The sequence below is a fragment of the Enteractinococcus helveticum genome (genome assembly GCF_020742345.1).
GTDB lineage: Bacteria > Actinomycetota > Actinomycetes > Actinomycetales > Micrococcaceae > Yaniella > Yaniella helvetica_A.
The window spans coordinates 1-16349 of the sequence record NZ_DYXC01000073.1; the positions used below are offsets into that span (position 1 = coordinate 1).

General features: G+C 53.1%; 15 protein-coding genes. 5 read left to right on the forward strand and 10 right to left on the reverse strand.

The annotated features are described in order from the left end of the window. Positions 1 to 589: 589 nt before the first annotated feature. The 4 genes from qcrB to ctaE form a co-directional block, all read right to left on the reverse strand. Positions 590 to 2287, reverse strand: coding sequence for a cytochrome bc1 complex cytochrome b subunit (gene qcrB, locus K8V32_RS07020; protein ID WP_303904970.1), 1698 nt, complete (start codon positions 2285 to 2287; stop codon positions 590 to 592). Then, complete coding sequence (qcrA, locus tag K8V32_RS07025) at positions 2287 to 3390, reverse strand: cytochrome bc1 complex Rieske iron-sulfur subunit (protein WP_303904974.1); 1104 nt, start codon at positions 3388 to 3390, stop codon at positions 2287 to 2289. Before qcrA ends, qcrB begins: the two co-directional genes overlap by 1 nt. A 64-nt stretch (positions 3391 to 3454) precedes the next feature. Further along, positions 3455 to 4258 carry a cytochrome bc1 complex diheme cytochrome c subunit gene (gene qcrC, locus K8V32_RS07030; protein WP_303904976.1) on the reverse strand — a complete coding sequence of 268 codons (804 nt, stop codon included), beginning with the start codon at positions 4256 to 4258 and terminating at the stop codon, positions 3455 to 3457. A 100-nt stretch (positions 4259 to 4358) separates the two neighbouring features. After that, complete coding sequence (gene ctaE / locus K8V32_RS07035) at positions 4359 to 4991, reverse strand: aa3-type cytochrome oxidase subunit III (protein WP_303904979.1); 633 nt, start codon at positions 4989 to 4991, stop codon at positions 4359 to 4361. A 323-nt stretch (positions 4992 to 5314) separates the two neighbouring features. Between ctaE and trpD the strand changes: the two genes are divergently transcribed. Continuing rightward, the gene (trpD, locus tag K8V32_RS07040; protein ID WP_303904982.1) at positions 5315 to 6349 is read left to right on the forward strand and encodes an anthranilate phosphoribosyltransferase; all 1035 of its coding nucleotides are present in this window, start codon (positions 5315 to 5317) and stop codon (positions 6347 to 6349) included. 75 nt (positions 6350 to 6424) lie between these two features. Here trpD and K8V32_RS07045 read toward each other — a convergent pair whose 3' ends face one another. Both K8V32_RS07045 and K8V32_RS07050 read right to left on the reverse strand, forming a co-directional pair. Further along, positions 6425 to 6703, reverse strand: coding sequence for an Lrp/AsnC family transcriptional regulator (locus K8V32_RS07045; protein ID WP_303904985.1), 279 nt, complete (start codon positions 6701 to 6703; stop codon positions 6425 to 6427). Between the two features lie 29 nt (positions 6704 to 6732). Then, positions 6733 to 7128: a DUF3054 domain-containing protein gene (locus tag K8V32_RS07050; RefSeq protein WP_303904988.1), complete on the reverse strand. Its 396-nt coding sequence runs from the start codon at positions 7126 to 7128 to the stop codon at positions 6733 to 6735. A 105-nt stretch (positions 7129 to 7233) separates the two neighbouring features. Between K8V32_RS07050 and K8V32_RS07055 the strand changes: the two genes are divergently transcribed. Beyond that, on the forward strand, positions 7234 to 7878 hold the full coding sequence (locus K8V32_RS07055; RefSeq protein ID WP_303904991.1) for a hypothetical protein: 645 nt from the start codon (positions 7234 to 7236) through the stop codon (positions 7876 to 7878). A gap of 811 nt (positions 7879 to 8689) precedes the next feature. On the opposite strand, the gene K8V32_RS07060 is transcribed toward K8V32_RS07055, so the two are convergent. Beyond that, positions 8690 to 9292, reverse strand: coding sequence for a maltokinase N-terminal cap-like domain-containing protein (locus K8V32_RS07060; protein ID WP_303904994.1), 603 nt, complete (start codon positions 9290 to 9292; stop codon positions 8690 to 8692). A 186-nt stretch (positions 9293 to 9478) separates the two neighbouring features. On the opposite strand from K8V32_RS07060, the gene K8V32_RS07065 reads away from it, so the two are divergent. The 3 genes from K8V32_RS07065 to K8V32_RS07075 all read left to right on the forward strand — a co-directional run bounded on the left by K8V32_RS07065 (position 9479) and on the right by K8V32_RS07075 (position 11552). Further along, positions 9479 to 9943 (forward strand): NfeD family protein, encoded by a 465-nt coding sequence (locus K8V32_RS07065; RefSeq protein WP_303904997.1) that lies wholly within the window; start codon positions 9479 to 9481, stop codon positions 9941 to 9943. Positions 9944 to 10024: 81 nt separating this feature from the next. Continuing rightward, positions 10025 to 11125 carry an SPFH domain-containing protein gene (locus K8V32_RS07070; protein WP_303905001.1) on the forward strand — a complete coding sequence of 367 codons (1101 nt, stop codon included), beginning with the start codon at positions 10025 to 10027 and terminating at the stop codon, positions 11123 to 11125. 79 nt (positions 11126 to 11204) lie between these two features. Further along, positions 11205 to 11552, forward strand: a complete 348-nt coding sequence (locus K8V32_RS07075) for an RNA polymerase-binding protein RbpA (RefSeq protein WP_043058255.1) — start codon at positions 11205 to 11207, stop codon at positions 11550 to 11552. Between the two features lie 70 nt (positions 11553 to 11622). On the opposite strand, the gene K8V32_RS07080 is transcribed toward K8V32_RS07075, so the two are convergent. The 3 genes from K8V32_RS07080 to K8V32_RS07090 form a co-directional block, all read right to left on the reverse strand. Next, positions 11623 to 12354 (reverse strand): polyprenol monophosphomannose synthase, encoded by a 732-nt coding sequence (locus K8V32_RS07080; RefSeq protein WP_303905005.1) that lies wholly within the window; start codon positions 12352 to 12354, stop codon positions 11623 to 11625. Between the two features lie 63 nt (positions 12355 to 12417). Then, positions 12418 to 13431, reverse strand: a complete 1014-nt coding sequence (locus tag K8V32_RS07085; RefSeq protein WP_303905008.1) for a hypothetical protein — start codon at positions 13429 to 13431, stop codon at positions 12418 to 12420. After that, entirely contained in the window at positions 13428 to 16343 is a 2916-nt protein-coding gene (locus tag K8V32_RS07090; protein WP_303905010.1) for a DEAD/DEAH box helicase, read from the reverse strand. Before K8V32_RS07090 ends, K8V32_RS07085 begins: the two co-directional genes overlap by 4 nt. Between the last annotated feature and the right edge of the window lie 6 nt (positions 16344 to 16349).

Consider the following 16349-nt stretch of genomic DNA (forward strand, 5'->3'; position numbering starts at 1 on the left):
GCGATGGCGTGAAGGGGCCCAATATTCACGGTACGGACCACGTCACCGTCCAAGACCCGGAAGTATCCTTCTTTGACTGTGTGCAATGGTCAAAAAACGTCGTCAGCACAATTGTCAGGCTGATCGGTTCAGGCAATGCTGATCTTTAGTCCCTTGCCCCGCCGTGTTTGTGACCCCGCAGCCGCAGGTCAAGACTGGCGATTGCCAGCATCAACTTCAACAAGCAATACCCCAGCTCGGCAAACACTCCATCATCTGACCGCTACCGGATCATCATCCAAGTGCTTTCCGAACGCCAGACCGGCGCTTTCCGATGCTCAGACACCCGCTACCGGATCGGGCTTCCTAACAAAAGTATATACTGCCAGCACTGGTGCTCTCTGCCTTGGTGTCTTCGGAATTATGACGCTTATTGTAAGAGTCCCCAGTCCTGTTTCCTCTACCAGGGAGATAACAATAGTCTTTTCGACGACCTACACTTGTGTCGAAGATACAGCTACCGTGAATCTTCTGGATGTGTGATTAAACGAAACCGCCCGGCTGAAGCAAATTCTTCAACCGGGCGGATCTATCGTCGATTCGCTATCGCTTAGGAACGATCACGTTTGCCTTCAAGCTCGCGGACTGCGGTCTCCACAGAGCTTTGTAGCTTACGACGGTCTGTGTTGTGCTCTGCGTGCGCTTCTGCCAGTTCTTCGGCTGTCACGGGCTCAACACGATCTTCGAAGAAGTGGCGTGACCAGCGTGCACGAAGTTTCTCCAGAAGTGTGATCTTGCCTTTCTTATTAGGTTGGGCAGGAACAGGCTCTGGGGATTCGTAGGAAACGAGTTCGTACAGACGGTATTCGTCTAAGAGCTCGTGGCGCTCAAGGATTGCACCTTCAGGGGTGAACTCGATGACACCGGTTTCGCGGCCGTGCAGTGCGATCTCGCGGTCTTTACGCTGCAGCGCTAGGCAGATGCGCTTGGTGACGATGAAACCGATGATCGGCCCAAAGATCAACAGGAAGCGCAGGATGTAGGCGACATCATTCAGCGACATCTTGAAGTGGGTGGCCATTAAGTCAGATGACGCAGCGGCCCACATGACACAGTAGAAGATGACGGTTGCTACGCCGACGGCAGTGCGGCCTGGTGCGTTTCGTGGACGATCCAGAATATGGTGTTCACGGTTGTCACCGGTGATACCACGTTCAATCCATGGCCAAGCGAACATGCCAACGACCAAGATACCCATTGGGATCATTGGGACAAGGATTCCCATTGGAAGAGCGTTCCAGCCCCAAGGCATTGGAATATGCCAGAGGAAGGAGAAGTCTCCCAACATACCAGGCATCAGACGAAGGATTCCGTCACCAAAACCTACATACCAGTCAGGTTGGGTACCAGCAGATACTGGTGATGGGTCATAAGGCCCGTAGTTCCATACTGCGTTGATCTGGAAGAATCCCGAGATCAGAGCAATGATACCGAATACGATGAAGAAGAACCCACCGGCTTTCGTAGCGAATACCGGTCCGATTGGGTAACCAACCACGTTATCCTCGCGACGGCCAGGTCCCGGATACTGGGTGTGTTTGTGCACGACAACCAGGAACAAGTGCAAAGCGATAAACAGGATAATAAACGCTGGCACGACCATGATGTGCAGAGAATACAGACGTGGAATGATCTGATCTCCTGGGAATTCTCCGCCGAATAAGAAGAACGAGATGTAGGTTCCAACAACTGGAATCGCTTTCATCATTCCGTCAATAATGCGGAGACCGTTACCGGATAGAACATCATCCGGCAGGGAGTAGCCAGTGAATCCAGCAGCGATAGCCAGGATCCACAGAACGACGCCAATGACCCAGTTGAGTTCACGTGGACGTCGGAATGCACCGGTGAAGAAGACACGGAGCATGTGGATCGATAGTGACGCTACGAAGATCAGTGCGCCCCAGTGGTGTACCTGACGCATAAACAGACCACCGCGAACCTCAAACGAGATGTCTAGGGTTGACGCGTAGGCCGCCGACATTTCTACACCGTAGAGTGGTTTGTATGCTCCTTCGTACACGACGTGTGCCATGGATGGATCGAAGAAGAAAGTCAGGAAAGTACCTGAGAGCACGACGACAGCGAAGGAGTACATTGCCACTTCGCCGAGCATAAAGCTCCAGTGGTCCGGGAAGAGTTTGCGCCCGAACTCTTTAACGATGCTCGACGCGCCAACACGGGTGTCGACGTAGTTCGCAATTTTGCCGGTAGTTGTCGATGCTTTGTAGTCACGAATGACGGACATTATGCACCACGCTCCTCAGCTGGTCGTGGGTCACGTTCCCAGTAGGCAGGACCGACTGGCTCGAGGAAGTCGCTTTGCGCCACCAGGTAGCCTTCACTGTCAACTGTAATTGGCAGCTGTGGCAGTGGGTGCGATGCCGGACCGAAGACAACCTTGCATTCCTGAGTCAGGTCGTAGGTCGACTGGTGGCAAGGGCACAGTAGGTGGTGCGTGTGTTGTTCATAGAGCGCAATTGGGCAGCCAACGTGGGTGCAAATTTTAGAGTAAGCGACGATACCGTCGACGTGCCAGTCTTCGCGCCCGTCGCTGATCTGCATGTCTTCTGGATTTAAACGCATAAGCAATACCACGGCTTTTGCCTTTTGGTTGAGCTTATCGTGCTCCAGGTCCAGCAGACCGTCTGGTACGACGTGAAGGGCCGAACCGATAGTTACGTCCTGAGCCTTGATCGGAGTGCCGGTCACGTCACGAACCAGTCGTGTACCGGTATCCCACATCGTGTGGCGCATGCGCTCTACACCAAAGTTTTGTGCCGGGTCATCGGATTGGTTACCGGTGTTATCCAAGTCGCGAAGGAGCGCGATTGCTGGCAGTGGCGCGATAGCAAGTGCACCGATAAGAGTGTTGCGCAACAGTGGACGACGCTTGATCTGGGATTCATCGATGATGTCATTGATCATGTTGGCAGCGTCTGAGCGGTCTTCTTCGGTAACTACTTCTCCGCGTTCTTCGACCCATTCGTGATCGGGCATAAGAGCGCGACCCCACTGGACGATACCTATACCGATGCCAAGCATTGCAAAAGCGGTACCCAAACCGAGCAACCAGTTCTGCAAGCGGATGAGGTCCATATTGGTTTCGTCAAGCGGCAGCTGTCCGACGCCAAAGTACCCCACGAAGAAGATGATGGTACCGACGATGGACAGGATGAACATGAAAGAAACCTGGCGTTCTGCGCGTTTGGCTACGCGAGGATCTTCATCCGTAGTACGTGGCCGGTGAGGTGGCAATCCGGGGTTTTCGATAGCGTATTTACCCGAATCATCACTAGCGCGCTCTACGGTGCCCGGTGTACCGGGATCTCCGTGGCGTTGCTCGCCCATAGATCTGATTCCTTTACTCGAGTGATGTTGGTGATGTATTTAATCGACGATATTTCGATAAATTTTAGTTTGATCGTGAGGTTATCCACACCATGAAACCGATGATCAGTGCCAGGCCGGCAGTCCAAACGAACAGCCCTTCAGCCACTGGCCCAAGCGAACCGAGGGAAGCACCACCTGGGTGACCCTGGGATTCGAACTCTTTGAGGTATGCAATGACATCGCGTTTATCCTCGGGAGTGAGGTTGGTGTCAGAGAATACCGGCATATTCTGTGGACCAGTCACCATAGCTTCGTAGATGTGCTGCTCAGAGACGCCATGCAGAGATGGTGCATACTTACCACGGGTCAGAGCACCGCCGCCTGCTGATGCAGAGTGGCACATGGCGCAGTTGACGCGGAACAGGTCGCCACCACGTGCGAGGTTTACATCAGCGTGGTCAGCATCTAGGTATTCTTCTTCCGGAACGGTTGGGCCGGTTCCGAGGGAGTGGACGTATGCAGCCAGCTGCATGGTCTGTTCTTCACCGAACTGCACTGGTTTTTGAGCCCCTTGTGGCCCACTCATCTGCAGTGGCATGCGGCCGGTGCCGACCTGGAAATCAACTGATGCAGCGCCCACACCAATGAGGGATGGGCCAGCAGGTCCACCGGTTGCGCCAATACCGTGACAGGAAGCGCAGTTTGCGTTAAACAGTGCTTCGCCATCTGCAATGTTGTCTGCGCTGGTGTAATCAGCCTGCGAGTAGGCCGATGCAGAGTTGATGTTGGAGGCTAAGGAGTACAGTCCTCCGGTCAGTAGCAGACCCAGCAACAGCAGGGCCACTCCGACCATGGGGTGGCGGCGGTTCTGTGAGAGTGCCTTCACTTTTATGGATTCCTAACGTTTTGTATAACCGGATGAGGTGTGACAAGTCCAGTCCGGTTACCTCGGGTGCGATTGATGTCGAGCCGGCGGACCGAACAGATCACTGAATGACGTAGATGATGAACCAGAGGGCGACCCATACAACGTCGACGAAGTGCCAATAGTACGAAACGACAATGGCAATCGTGGATTCATGGTTTCCAAAGCGCTTAGCTAGGTAGGCGCGACCAATTACGAACAAGAACGCGACTAGACCACCGAGCACGTGCAATGCGTGGAACCCAGTGGTGATGTAGAAGGCAGAACCGTAAGCATGCGCTGCAACGGTTACACCGTGGGAAACAAGGACCGCGTACTCATACGACTGCACTGACAAGAAGATTGAACCGAGGATGAAGGAAACGATGAACCATTCCACAACACCCCAATCTTTGAGTTTGTTGCTGGTGCGGCGTGGTCGTAATTGGACAGCTGCCTTAACACCCCACTGAGCCGTGAACGAACTGATCACCAGGATGACGGTGTTAATGGTCGCCAAGACCGGATCCAACAGTGCGGTGTTCTCCTCCCACAATGTGGGCGAGGTTGACCGCAGCGTGAAGTACATAGCGAATAGGCCACCGAAGAACATAACTTCGGACGACAGCCAGACCATGGTGCCAACGGCAGCCAGGTTTGGCCGACTTGGGAAGCCGGTGGGATTATGCGAGAGAGTCTGAGTTGATGTTGTCACCCTTTCATTATGGCCCGAAATTATTCAAGATTCACAATGAGACTTGCCGACTGCGTGTCCTTTTGTTGTGACAGGCCCAACCTTCTGCGCCGTTATACCGCATAATTCCGAGGTAATACGCAGGTTTCATAGACAGTAATCTCAGCTTGTTGCGACTTCTACGGCTTGTGGAAATTGCTGAATTGTTAAGCGCAAATCTCGCTTTTTGAGGTCTTTTTCGGTGCGCAATTGAGGCTTCGGAAAGTCAAGATCGCTCGGAAAATCGAATTGGGTAATAGGATGACATAAGCAAGAGGAATCGTCTCGTCCTGAGGAAGCATTTAATGAATTGGCCCACAGTATTGTCTGCAGTATCGAATCAACAGCATTTGACGCAGGAACAGGCTGCTTGGGCGATGGAAGAAATGATGTCAGGGATAGCTACTGATGCCCAAATCGGCGGTTTCCTGATGGGACTGTCCACGAAAGGGGAGACGGTTGAGGAACTGCTTGGTTTAGCTGATGCGATGCTCGACGAAGCTGTTGCGGTTGACCTGCCTTCTGATGTCCTTGATATCGTCGGTACCGGTGGTGACCGATTAGGAACAGTCAATCTCTCTACGATGTCGTCGTTGGTAGCTGTTGGTGCCGGCGCGAAGGTCGTGAAACACGGGAATCGAGGCTCATCATCTACCGCAGGCGCTGCCGATGTCATCGAAGCCCTCGGTGTGGATCTCAATCTCACGCAATCGCGAGCCAAACAGTCCTTAGAAGAAGCCGGCATCACGTTCCTGTTTGCTCAGGAATACCACCCCTCAATGCGCTACGTAGCACCTGCTCGTAAGCAACTAGGCGTCCCCACAGCATTCAACTACCTGGGGCCGCTTTCAAATCCGGCCAGGGTCCAAGCACAAGCACTTGGCTGTGCGTCACAAGTAATGGCTCCGTTGCTTGCTGGAGTATTGGCAGATAGGGGAGTGCGCGGCCTCGTCTTCCGCGGCTCGGACGGACGTGACAAGATCACAACCTCAGGCCCGACGACGATATTTGAAGTTCGCAACGGCAAGGTTGAAGAATACGAACTACACCCACAGGATTTCGATATCGAATTGGCGTCAGTCGAAGCGCTGGCGGGTAAGGATGGCGCTTACAATGCCGGCATTGTCCGCGCGGTGTTGGAAGGCAAGCACGGTCCCGTTCGCGATGCGGTGCTATTGAATACTGCTGCGGGCCTTACCGCTTACGACAAGGATGCATCAGGCCATCTGTTCGACCGCATGCGAAAGAATATGACTCGTGCCGAAGTAGCTATTGATTCCGGCGCCGCGCAGCAAGTCTTGGACAACTGGGTAAAGGTTTCTCGCCCAGACAGTATCTGATACTGTCCTTCAGCTTTGGTTCATAAGAACGTGCCATGGATCCGCATTGCATCCGGACCCATGGCACTTTGATGCTTACTCGAAGCCTAGGGCGAAGCCTTCTTCTAGGTCGTTTCGGGAGTAAGCCCGGAAGGCCAAATGAGTCTCTGTGGCCTGAATCCCGGTGATCTTCGATAGACGATCTGAAATAACATCTTCGAGGTCTTCAAACTCTCGTACCCCTACCATAGCGATTAGGTCCCATGCTCCTGTGACCGAATATACCTGGGTGATACCGTCCTTGTCCGCCAGTTCCTGAGCGATCTCTGGAATGCGGTTGGTGTCAGTTTTGATCATGACGAAAGCGGTTACCATGGTCCTCCTTGTGGTCTCGTATTAGTAGTCTAGGTGGTTTGTTTTCCTCGAGTAACCAGTGTCGAAATGATGCGTCGGCCGATAAGGAGCAACGCCAAGGCGCCCGAAGTGACCAGCATGAAGGCCAATGCCGACGTGTCGTTAAACAAGGCTGCACGCAATATAGGTCCGATGATCACCGTGCTCAGCCACAGAATCACACCCATGGGAAAGATATTGTGAATGAGTCGCGTGGGTCTAATGCCTGCAGCAAGGATGAGATACGGGATCAGAAATGGAATGGCTACGCGCGCGATACTGGCTGGATCTAAGTTTCCATTGTGCGATGAGATCCCGATCATCGCAAAAATAACGATGAGTACAGCGTCGACGGCTAATAGACCAGCCACCGTGGACTTCGTGGCTTGATGTGGTTCTGATGTCATGATTGCAGTCTAATTCAGCACACTGAGCCTTTTAGATACTGTGTGTAACGCACACCACTGACCGCTTACGATGGTTTGGGTGCACAAGCAAATAGGGTTGTCACTATGCTTTGTTTGACATTGACCTTGGCCAAGACTGTTCCTGATTCACAGGGGCCTGAAATTGTTGGGCAGCTGGTCGAGTCACTCACTTGGCGACCTGACGGCGATGGGGGAGCAGGCCCGAATTTCAAAGCCACGGGCCGTCGTCAGGTGCAGGGACATTTGGCATCGGCTGACGAGACCGTGGGGTTCATATTATCTGCGGCTCGTTCAGGAACTTGGGGAGTGCATCTAGTTATCATCCCAGAAAGCACAGATGAGTTTGCTGACATAGATGAAGCTGATGCGTTGCACGAAATTTTGTGCCAGGCAGTCAAGGCTGCCCCTCAGGCCCTGCGAGCACCTGGGGGAGTACAGGTGGTAGCCGCACAAGGAAAGAAACTGGTGGATTCAAAAACTGCGCCAGAAATCGGTCCGATCGAATCTACGCTCCAATTACTATGCTCGATCGAGCGACGTCGTTCAGACGAAGGTCAAGAAGCGGGCTTGATGATCAATGCCGGAAACTCGCAAACACAAGCAGCAAAGAATCTTGGGGTTTCACAACAAGCGGTCTCTGCACGCTTACAGGCCGGATATTGGTATGAATCCAGGAAAGTAGCTTACTGGCTGGCGGTGCAACTTGACCAATTGCTATTGGGCGAGTAGCACATTCATGCGGTAGCTTCGACCGTTGGTTCAACTGATTGTTGTCCGGGAGCGAAGACCCGACCGATAGTGGCGAAACTCGCGGGTGACGCACAACACCTCTCCGGGAGGCCGATTGGCCGTCCTGTAGCTGATCATCGGCATATTGGGCCGAGAGTATTTCCGCGTCAAAGCTTGGCTGGTGCTCACAGCCGTCAAATATCTTCGGGGGAGTTGTGTAGAGCCGCGAGTTTGGGGCAACACGTCCCAGGGTGAAGTACCTCAGAGTGAAGCTCGTCTTCCAGGTCTACACAGATCTCCTCTGATAGCTCGTTGTGATTGGGTGAACCACAACGAGCTCCTAGGGCCGCGTTGAGACCAGTGTTTCTTGAGCTGTGGCCTGTGTGTAGCCTACATTGATGAGATAACCGTCGACGTGCGCAGGTAAAGCAGGATTTGGTGATAAGTTTTCGCCGCCGAGCAAACGTTTTGGTCCAGCGCATTGTGCGTAAAGGACATCTGCTGCCACGTTCGGAGTATTTGGTTACATGATTCGCTACGCCATTCAATGACGCCGAATTCCTTTGTGTGGCGATTCCAAGATGGTCTCGAGTTCAGAATGCTTTCGACGATTATTGCACGTGACCGAGATGAAGATCATTGGGTGTTGGCAGTCAGTGGCACTGTACGAATGTCGAATATGAATCAATGTCGAATAAGGGTGCTTGAGGGGATCGGTAGGCAAAGCTACCTAAAGCTATTCCCTTCCGAAAAGTCTTCAACTTTACATAATGTAGATTATCGGCGTTTTTGGTTGTTGTATTTGTGCTGCTTATTCGGCGATGACTGGTTCATCATCATTCTGCTGTTTCGGTATGGGTGTCAGCTCAAACAGCGTTGCTGATGCATCTTCCCACCGGCCCACGAGTCGGCGAAGTTCGCCGCCGTCTTCATCGAGAGTATCTAAGACATGATGAACGGATACTGTGCCCCATTCATCAGGCAATTCGCCACGAATGTAGATGCTGATATCGGAATCCTCTGATCCCAGATACTGGCCATCTTCGTTGTAAAAATGGTATTCAGCTTGCTGAATTTCGCCGGCAAGCGCTTGGTTGAGCATATGGATTCCCACGGGGTCTGCCATGGCGTCATAGACCCAGCGTTCTCCAAGCACAGAGTGTTGCGTTCTTGTAATGAGGTAGTCTTCGGCGCCGTCCAAGGGTGCTGCACGGTATGTCATTGGCAGGTGCAGTATCCTGTCATCTCGCTTTACGACAAAGCCTTCAAAGCCGACTTCCCCGCTGGTGTCGTCAAATCGGTAAGTGCCGACCAGTTCGGGTTCACCGGAGCCGCCCCAGAATTGTTTATCTAACCAAGCAGTTACAAATTCTTTTTTGGACGGAGTCAGCTCAGCTGTATAAATAGTGGCCATGATGAATAGTCTACGCGTTGGCTACCAAAAACACAGCTAAGCAAAAGCCATGCCGACACCCCCTAGAGATTATCGACTTCAGCATGGTCATCGTAACCATAAGGTGGTACACGAGCTGGCTTTTGGCGACAGCATAAGTCGAAACCAAGTATCCTGAAAACATGAACGCACTTATGGGGGGCCATCATGGTTGAGTGGATCCTAGATAACTTCTGGTCATTCTGGCTCATTATGATGCTGTTGCTAATCAGTGTTCAGGTCATGACAGGTGAATTGACCTTCCTGTTAATTGCGGCGGGAGCCATGACCGCGATCATTGCTGATCTCCTAGATGCTCCCCTGTACATTCAGTTCATTATCTTCGCAGTTATATCACTGGCGTCTCTGATATGGTTACGCATTTTCGATACCAAACGCAGAGAGAACGAAACGGGCCCCTCCCCCTGGAGCGTGAACCGGTATGTTGGGCGTGTGGGTGAGGTCACAGAAGAGGTGACCTCCAGTAGTGGATTAGTGCGTATCGGCAACGAAATTTGGTCCGCTCGAACCTACGCGACCGCTGCCATCCCTGCCGAAACTGCAGTCATCATCCAACAGATTGAAGGGGCCATTGTGTGGGTGGCCGAATCCTCCACTACCTCCGAGGCCTAATCTTACACGTGTACTCTTGTGGACGAGGGCTCGGTAATGTCAGATCAATAACGCCAATTCAACGATCAATCAGGAAAAGCCGTGGATATTTTTCTCATTATTCTTTTCGTCGTCCTAGCCATTTTTGTAGTGGCCATTTTGGCGAAATCGTTCCGCATAGTACCTCAGGGGCACTGTGGAATCATTCAACGACTCGGTAAATACCAGCGAACACAAATGGCCGGTTTAACCATGATGGTGCCATTTATTGATGAGATGCTTCCGCTCATAGACATGCGTGAGCAAGTTGTTTCTTTCCCACCCCAGCCGGTGATTACTGAAGATAACTTGGTCGTGTCAATCGACACGGTCGTATTCTTCCAGATCACGGACCCCACTGCGGCAACCTACGGCATTGCAAATTATATTGCTGCAGTAGAAAACCTCACTACGACCACGCTCCGTAACGTGGTCGGTGGCATGAACCTTGAAGAAGCTCTTACTTCGCGTGATGCTATCAACACGCAGCTTCGCGGTGTTCTGGACGAGGCCACCTCGAAGTGGGGTTTGCGTGTGTCTCGAGTCGAACTCAAAGCGATTGATCCGCCACGCTCTATCCAGGATTCCATGGAGAAACAGATGCGTGCTGAACGTGATCGACGTGCAGCGATTCTGACGGCAGAAGGCCAGAAACAGTCGGAAATTCTGACTGCTGAAGGCCAGCGGCAGTCCGCAATCCTCGAGGCTGAAGGTGATGCTCAAGCGGCCATCTTGCGCGCGAATGCTGAGGCGGAAGCTATCGTTACTGTTTTTGACGCGATCCATGAGGGTCGACCAAATGCTGACTTGCTGGCATATCAATACTTACAGGTGCTGCCACAGATTGCTGATTCTGAGTCCTCAAAACTCTGGATCATCCCATCCGAGGTAACCGATGCGCTAAATCGTTTTAGTTCCTCCTACGGGCCGCAATCAACTCCTTCGCCGTCAGATGACGAGTCTCAAGCGGCGCCTACTCCTCCCCCGCCAGCACCGCGGCGACGTACTAAGCGCGCTACGACGGCTGCCGAAATTGCAGACCGTGCTCCTAAAGCACCAAAATTGGACGACACTTCTTTAGAGGAAGCGTTAGCTGAGCCGGATATCGAAGAAGAAACTTTCCCGCAGCGACCAACACGTCGCGATGAAGGGGAACAAAACTAGCCGGAATTGCGTTACACATTTCGAGACGTTTTTCGTTAGACTGTCTTGTCTGCAGAATTTTTGTTGGAGGAATCTCTGAATGTCTGATCGTTCACTGCGCGGTATGCGCCTCGGTGCCCAGTCTATGGAAACTGAAGCAGGTGTCGAACCTGCCCCACGGCAGCAAATCGAATATCGTTCCGAAGACGGCGAATCGATTGTTGTCACTTTCGCGGCTGAAGCCGATGTACCCGACACATGGACTACCAAGTCCGGCAAAGAAGCCCTTCGTGTTGATGGCAAGGCTCCTGAGCTCGAAGATGAGAAACCTCAGCGTACCCACTGGGATATGCTTCTCGAGCGTCGCAGTGTCGAAGAGCTCGAAGAAACTTTAGAAATGCAGCTTAACAAGCTGCGTGCGCGTCGCGGTGAAGGCGTAGACGCCTAAGCCTCTTGCATAGTCACAGGAAAAAGGTCCGGTAACTGAAAGTCACCGGACCTTTTTCCTGTGTAAAGAGCTATCGCTGGAAACGCGATTTAAGCTTGTCTATACGAGCAGCCAGTCCCCATTTGGTGACATTGACTAGTGCCTCGGTGATGATATTGCCCGACATTTTGGACTCGCCGAATTCGCGTTCGGTAAAGGTGATTGGTACTTCAACGATTCGTTTGCCCAACTGCGCGGTTCGAAAGGTCATGTCAACCTGGAACCCGTAGCCCTTGGACTCCACAGCGTCCAGATCCATGTCAGTCAGTGTGCTGGCTCGGTATGCACGGAAACCCGCCGTGACGTCAGTTAGGCGTAATCCCAACAACAACTGCGGGTACAACGAGCCACCAATAGATAACAACTTGCGATACCAGGGCCAGTTCACCATCTTGCCGCCGGGAACGCGCCGCGAGCCAATGACCAGGTCGGCTTCATCAATGGCCTGGAGAAGGCGTGGAAGCTGTTCTGGGTGGTGGGAACCGTCGGCATCCATTTCTACGAGCACATCGTAGTCACGCTGCAATCCCCAGCGGAAGCCAGCTATATACGCTCCCCCGAGTCCGTCTTTGACCTGGCGGTGCAAAACGAACACTTGGTCGTCTTTTGCTGCTTGTGCATCGGCCCAGACACCGGTGCCGTCAGGAGAGTTATCGTCCACTACGAGCACATCAGATTCAGGGACCGCAGTCCGGAGACGTTCGAGTGTGCCAGGAAGCGATTCGGCTTCATTGTAAGTGGGGATAATGGTCAATACGCGCACTAGTTGTCCTTTGTTTATCCGTGGTTCGCCAGCCGTCGGGCCGGGATCAACCTTCGATTATAGTCAGCGTTCCTGAATAAGCGATAATAATTGGCCTCCTCTGATGACGCCGGCCAGTGATGGTGCGTCAGTGGCCGAAGATAAGATAGGCAAAAGTGCGGTTCCGGCGCGTTTATCAGTCGACCAGTGGGCGGCTTTTTCATCGGGGGCTTGCACGCCGAGTTGTTCGGCACGCCATATATTCAGGTCACCGGGTGATCCCACAGCCATTTGTCCTGCTCCCATTTGAGATTGTGCGATGCGGTTTGGTAAGACGCGGACGCCGTCGCGAGTCACGGTATTGAACGCAGCCCGAGTCGAAATGCGTTGGTTGTGATCTGGATGCTCAATCAATGCAGTCAACAACTCCCATACCGATCCAGTCCAACTACCTGATCCAGTAGCGACATGCACCCCTTGAGCGATGAGTGAGGCGACTGGTGCATGAAAAACCGGAGTGCTGTCACGAAGACTTGGTACCACAGTGACGGAAACGTGCAGCTCGACGAGTCGTGACACCTGCTGATCTGTCAGAGGGTGATTCAATAATATGCGGTGGCGACAACGCATCAGCACGGCATTTGGCTGCTTGGCGATGGCATCAAGAATTTTTGAAAGGTTCTCTTGGTTCGTGGACTCGATGAACAGCTGAGTTGGCGGCTTGAGCTGTGCTAACAGGGTTTCAAGGAGGCCCAGATCCTGCGTTGCAACAAAAATTCCTGCGGCCTCATCGACGTTCTCGGACGCCGGCGCATAGTGCACACCTCGGTTGGTCGGTGCCGTAGCGCTCAGGCCTACACGGGAATCAAGATCCGCCAGTGGTGTGGTGGAGAATCCATCGATAAACGCGGGCGTGACTAACATGCCGTTCAAATCGTGTGTTTCTACCGGCCCGGAAGCGGTAGCTGCAACCATTTGGTGGGCGGTCTCGTTGGATCCCAACCATGCGATGACATTGTTGTCGATGTGCAGCGCGTTCGCGTAGGGTTCTGCGACTGAGTGAATATAGCCGTTGGTGAGCAGCAGGGAGGTTGTCACTGATTTAGGTCCAGTTCTTCTATAGCGTTGTAGTCTTCGATGGGTTCATCTGGCAAGCGGACGGCCGATGAATAGGCGACGATGCCTCGATTGACGAGATCTTTGGCGCGACGACAACGTCGTGCCAGGTCTGGGTGTGTGTCATCAAGGCTGGCCAATTGATCCAGCAAATCCATCACCTGACGCGCCCAGCGAATGAAATCTCCGGCTGCCATATCTGCACCGGTTAACGACGCAAGGAGTTCATTGCCTCGTACCCACCGTACAATCGGCCAAACGAGCCCCGGATGGGGTTGGTCAGTAACCGTCAAATCGGCAGCACGTTCAGCGGCTTGAAGGTTGTACCAGTGCTCATCGACGACGTCGAGAGCTTCCTGGAGCATCTGGGTCGGCATGGCTGGTTGAAAAATCTGATCCTCGGTTGATGACTCAAAGACCAACAGTGCAGCCAACCCGGCCAGATCTTCGGGTGCCATAGTGTCCATCAGGCCGGATTGCAGCAACATGGAGACCAGTAGGTCGCGGTCACCATAAATCCGGCGCAGACTTTGACCAGGCTCGGTAACCTCATCATATTCGACATAACCAAAATCGGTCAGCAGGTTGATGATGCGGTCAAATCTCCGTGCAATCGTATTTGTTCGACCTTGGATCTTGGCGATATTCTTATCAGTCTCCGCACGTAGCTTCTGCCACCGGTTGGCCCAGGTCTGGTGATTCTCACGGTCCGGGCAACCATGACATGGATGCGCATGGAGTTTGGCACGGAGTTCTTCCACCCGGGCAAGGTCGTGTTCATCGTTATATCGGAAACCGACCGGTTGCTTGCCTTCAGATATTGGTGGGCGCTGTTGACTAATAGCTCCGTGCATCCAGCCGGCAATATTTTTCCGATGCTTAGGCGATTTGGTCAGCAATTTTCGTGGCAGTTCCACCCCCGCAAAAGGCACGATGGGCTCGTTTAAATCGTCGGTGGAAAGTCGACGTAGCTGACCTTTCGTCGTCACAACTCCGACTCTGGGATTCGTCGGGTTGCCCGCAGCAGATACAACGACACAGGTCCCCAGATATCGACTGCCCCTGACATCAAGGATATCCCCCACTGCTAAGTTGTTGAGCGACTCCATAATCGTGCGGCGTTGGACACGCTGACGGGAACGTGAAGCGGTCTTTTCAGCTTTTGATAATTCGTGACGGAGCCGGGCATACTCGGTAAAATCTCCAAGGTGGCACTCCATAGATTCTTCGTATCCGGCAAGGGAGCGTTCCTGGCGTTGCACTTCCTGGGCGAGTCCAACGACAGAGCGGTCGGCTTGGAACTGGGCAAAAGAAGATTCCAGAATATTGCGAGCACGTTCTCGGCCGAAGCGTGCCAGGAGATTCACCGACATGTTGTACGTCGGTTTGAATGATGAATTGAGCGGGTAGGTCCGTCTGGCGGCTAGCCCGGCAACAGATCCGGGATCTAGCCCGGGTTGCCACATCACCACGGCGTGCCCTTCGACATCGATGCCGCGTCGACCCGCCCGACCGGTCAGCTGCGTGTACTCCCCCGGGGTCATGTCTTTATGCGATTCACCATCGAATTTCACGAGCTTTTCGATAACCACGGTTCGAGCGGGCATGTTGATACCTAATGCCAGGGTTTCGGTCGCAAAAACAACCTTAATGAGGCCTTCGGCAAAGAGTTCCTCGACGATCTCTTTGAATAATGGCAGCAGACCGGCATGGTGGGCCGCAAAGCCTCTCCGTAGGCCATCTCGAAAACCCCAGAAACCTAATGCATCACGATCTTGTTCTACTAATACGGAAGCAGCTCGGTCTACGGTTTCAAGAATCTGTTGTTTCTCAGTGCCGGTTGTTAAGTCCAACCCAGCGTTGAGGCACTGCTCTACTGCAGCATCGCACCCGTTTCTAGAAAAGATAAAGGTGATGCACGGTAACAACCCTTCCCGCGACAGTGCTCGGACCATCTGGGGTCGTGAGACACGTAGGTCTCGACGTGGTGCCCGGGAGTGTTCAAATGAACCGCGACGGTCGGATTGCCGCCGGTCCCCTTGGCGTCGTCCATTGCGGGTACGTTGTCGGTTGCGGCCGCGACTGCCGGGACGCCCCCAATCATTGGGCTGGATATCGCGTCGCGCACGTTCGGCGAGCCGGACTAATTCTGGGTTGACCTGGGTGGTGGAAATCTTATCGCCGGTCATCATAAACAGGTCGTAGAGTTCCTTACCCACCATGACGTGTTGCCACAGCGGTACCGGACGGTGTTCTGAGACGATTACTGAAGTTGACCCGCGCACGGTATCCAGCCAGGCACCAAATTCTTCAGCATTCGATACAGTAGCCGACAGGGCGACCAGCTGTACGGATTCGGGTAAGTGGATGATGACTTCTTCCCACACAGCGCCACGGAACCGGTCGGCCAAATAGTGCACTTCATCCATAACCACGTATCCCAGGTTTTCTAGGGCATTGGAGTCAGCGTAGAGCATGTTTCGCAACACTTCGGTGGTCATGACCACGATCTGTGCTTCGGGATTCCGTGACGTGTCCCCGGTGAGCAAGCCGACTTTTTCCTGCCCGTAGACAGCAACCAAATCGGTGTATTTTTGGTTACTGAGTGCTTTGATTGGCGTGGTATAAAACGCCTTCTTGCCTTGAGAAAGTGCAAGGTGGATGGCAAATTCTGCCACCACGGTTTTTCCCGCTCCAGTGGGCGCTGCTACGAGGACAGCATGGCCTTCCTCGAGCTGCTCAGCGGCTTCCAGCTGAAATGGATCCATGGGAAATTTGAGACTTGCCGAAAATTTTCCGAGCTCAGTTTTTGCAAATTCTGCCCGCTGCCGTGAAGCTGCATAGCGCTCCGATGGAGAGAGTTCTTGATAGTGATCAGATGAATCGGGGCACATGCAGCC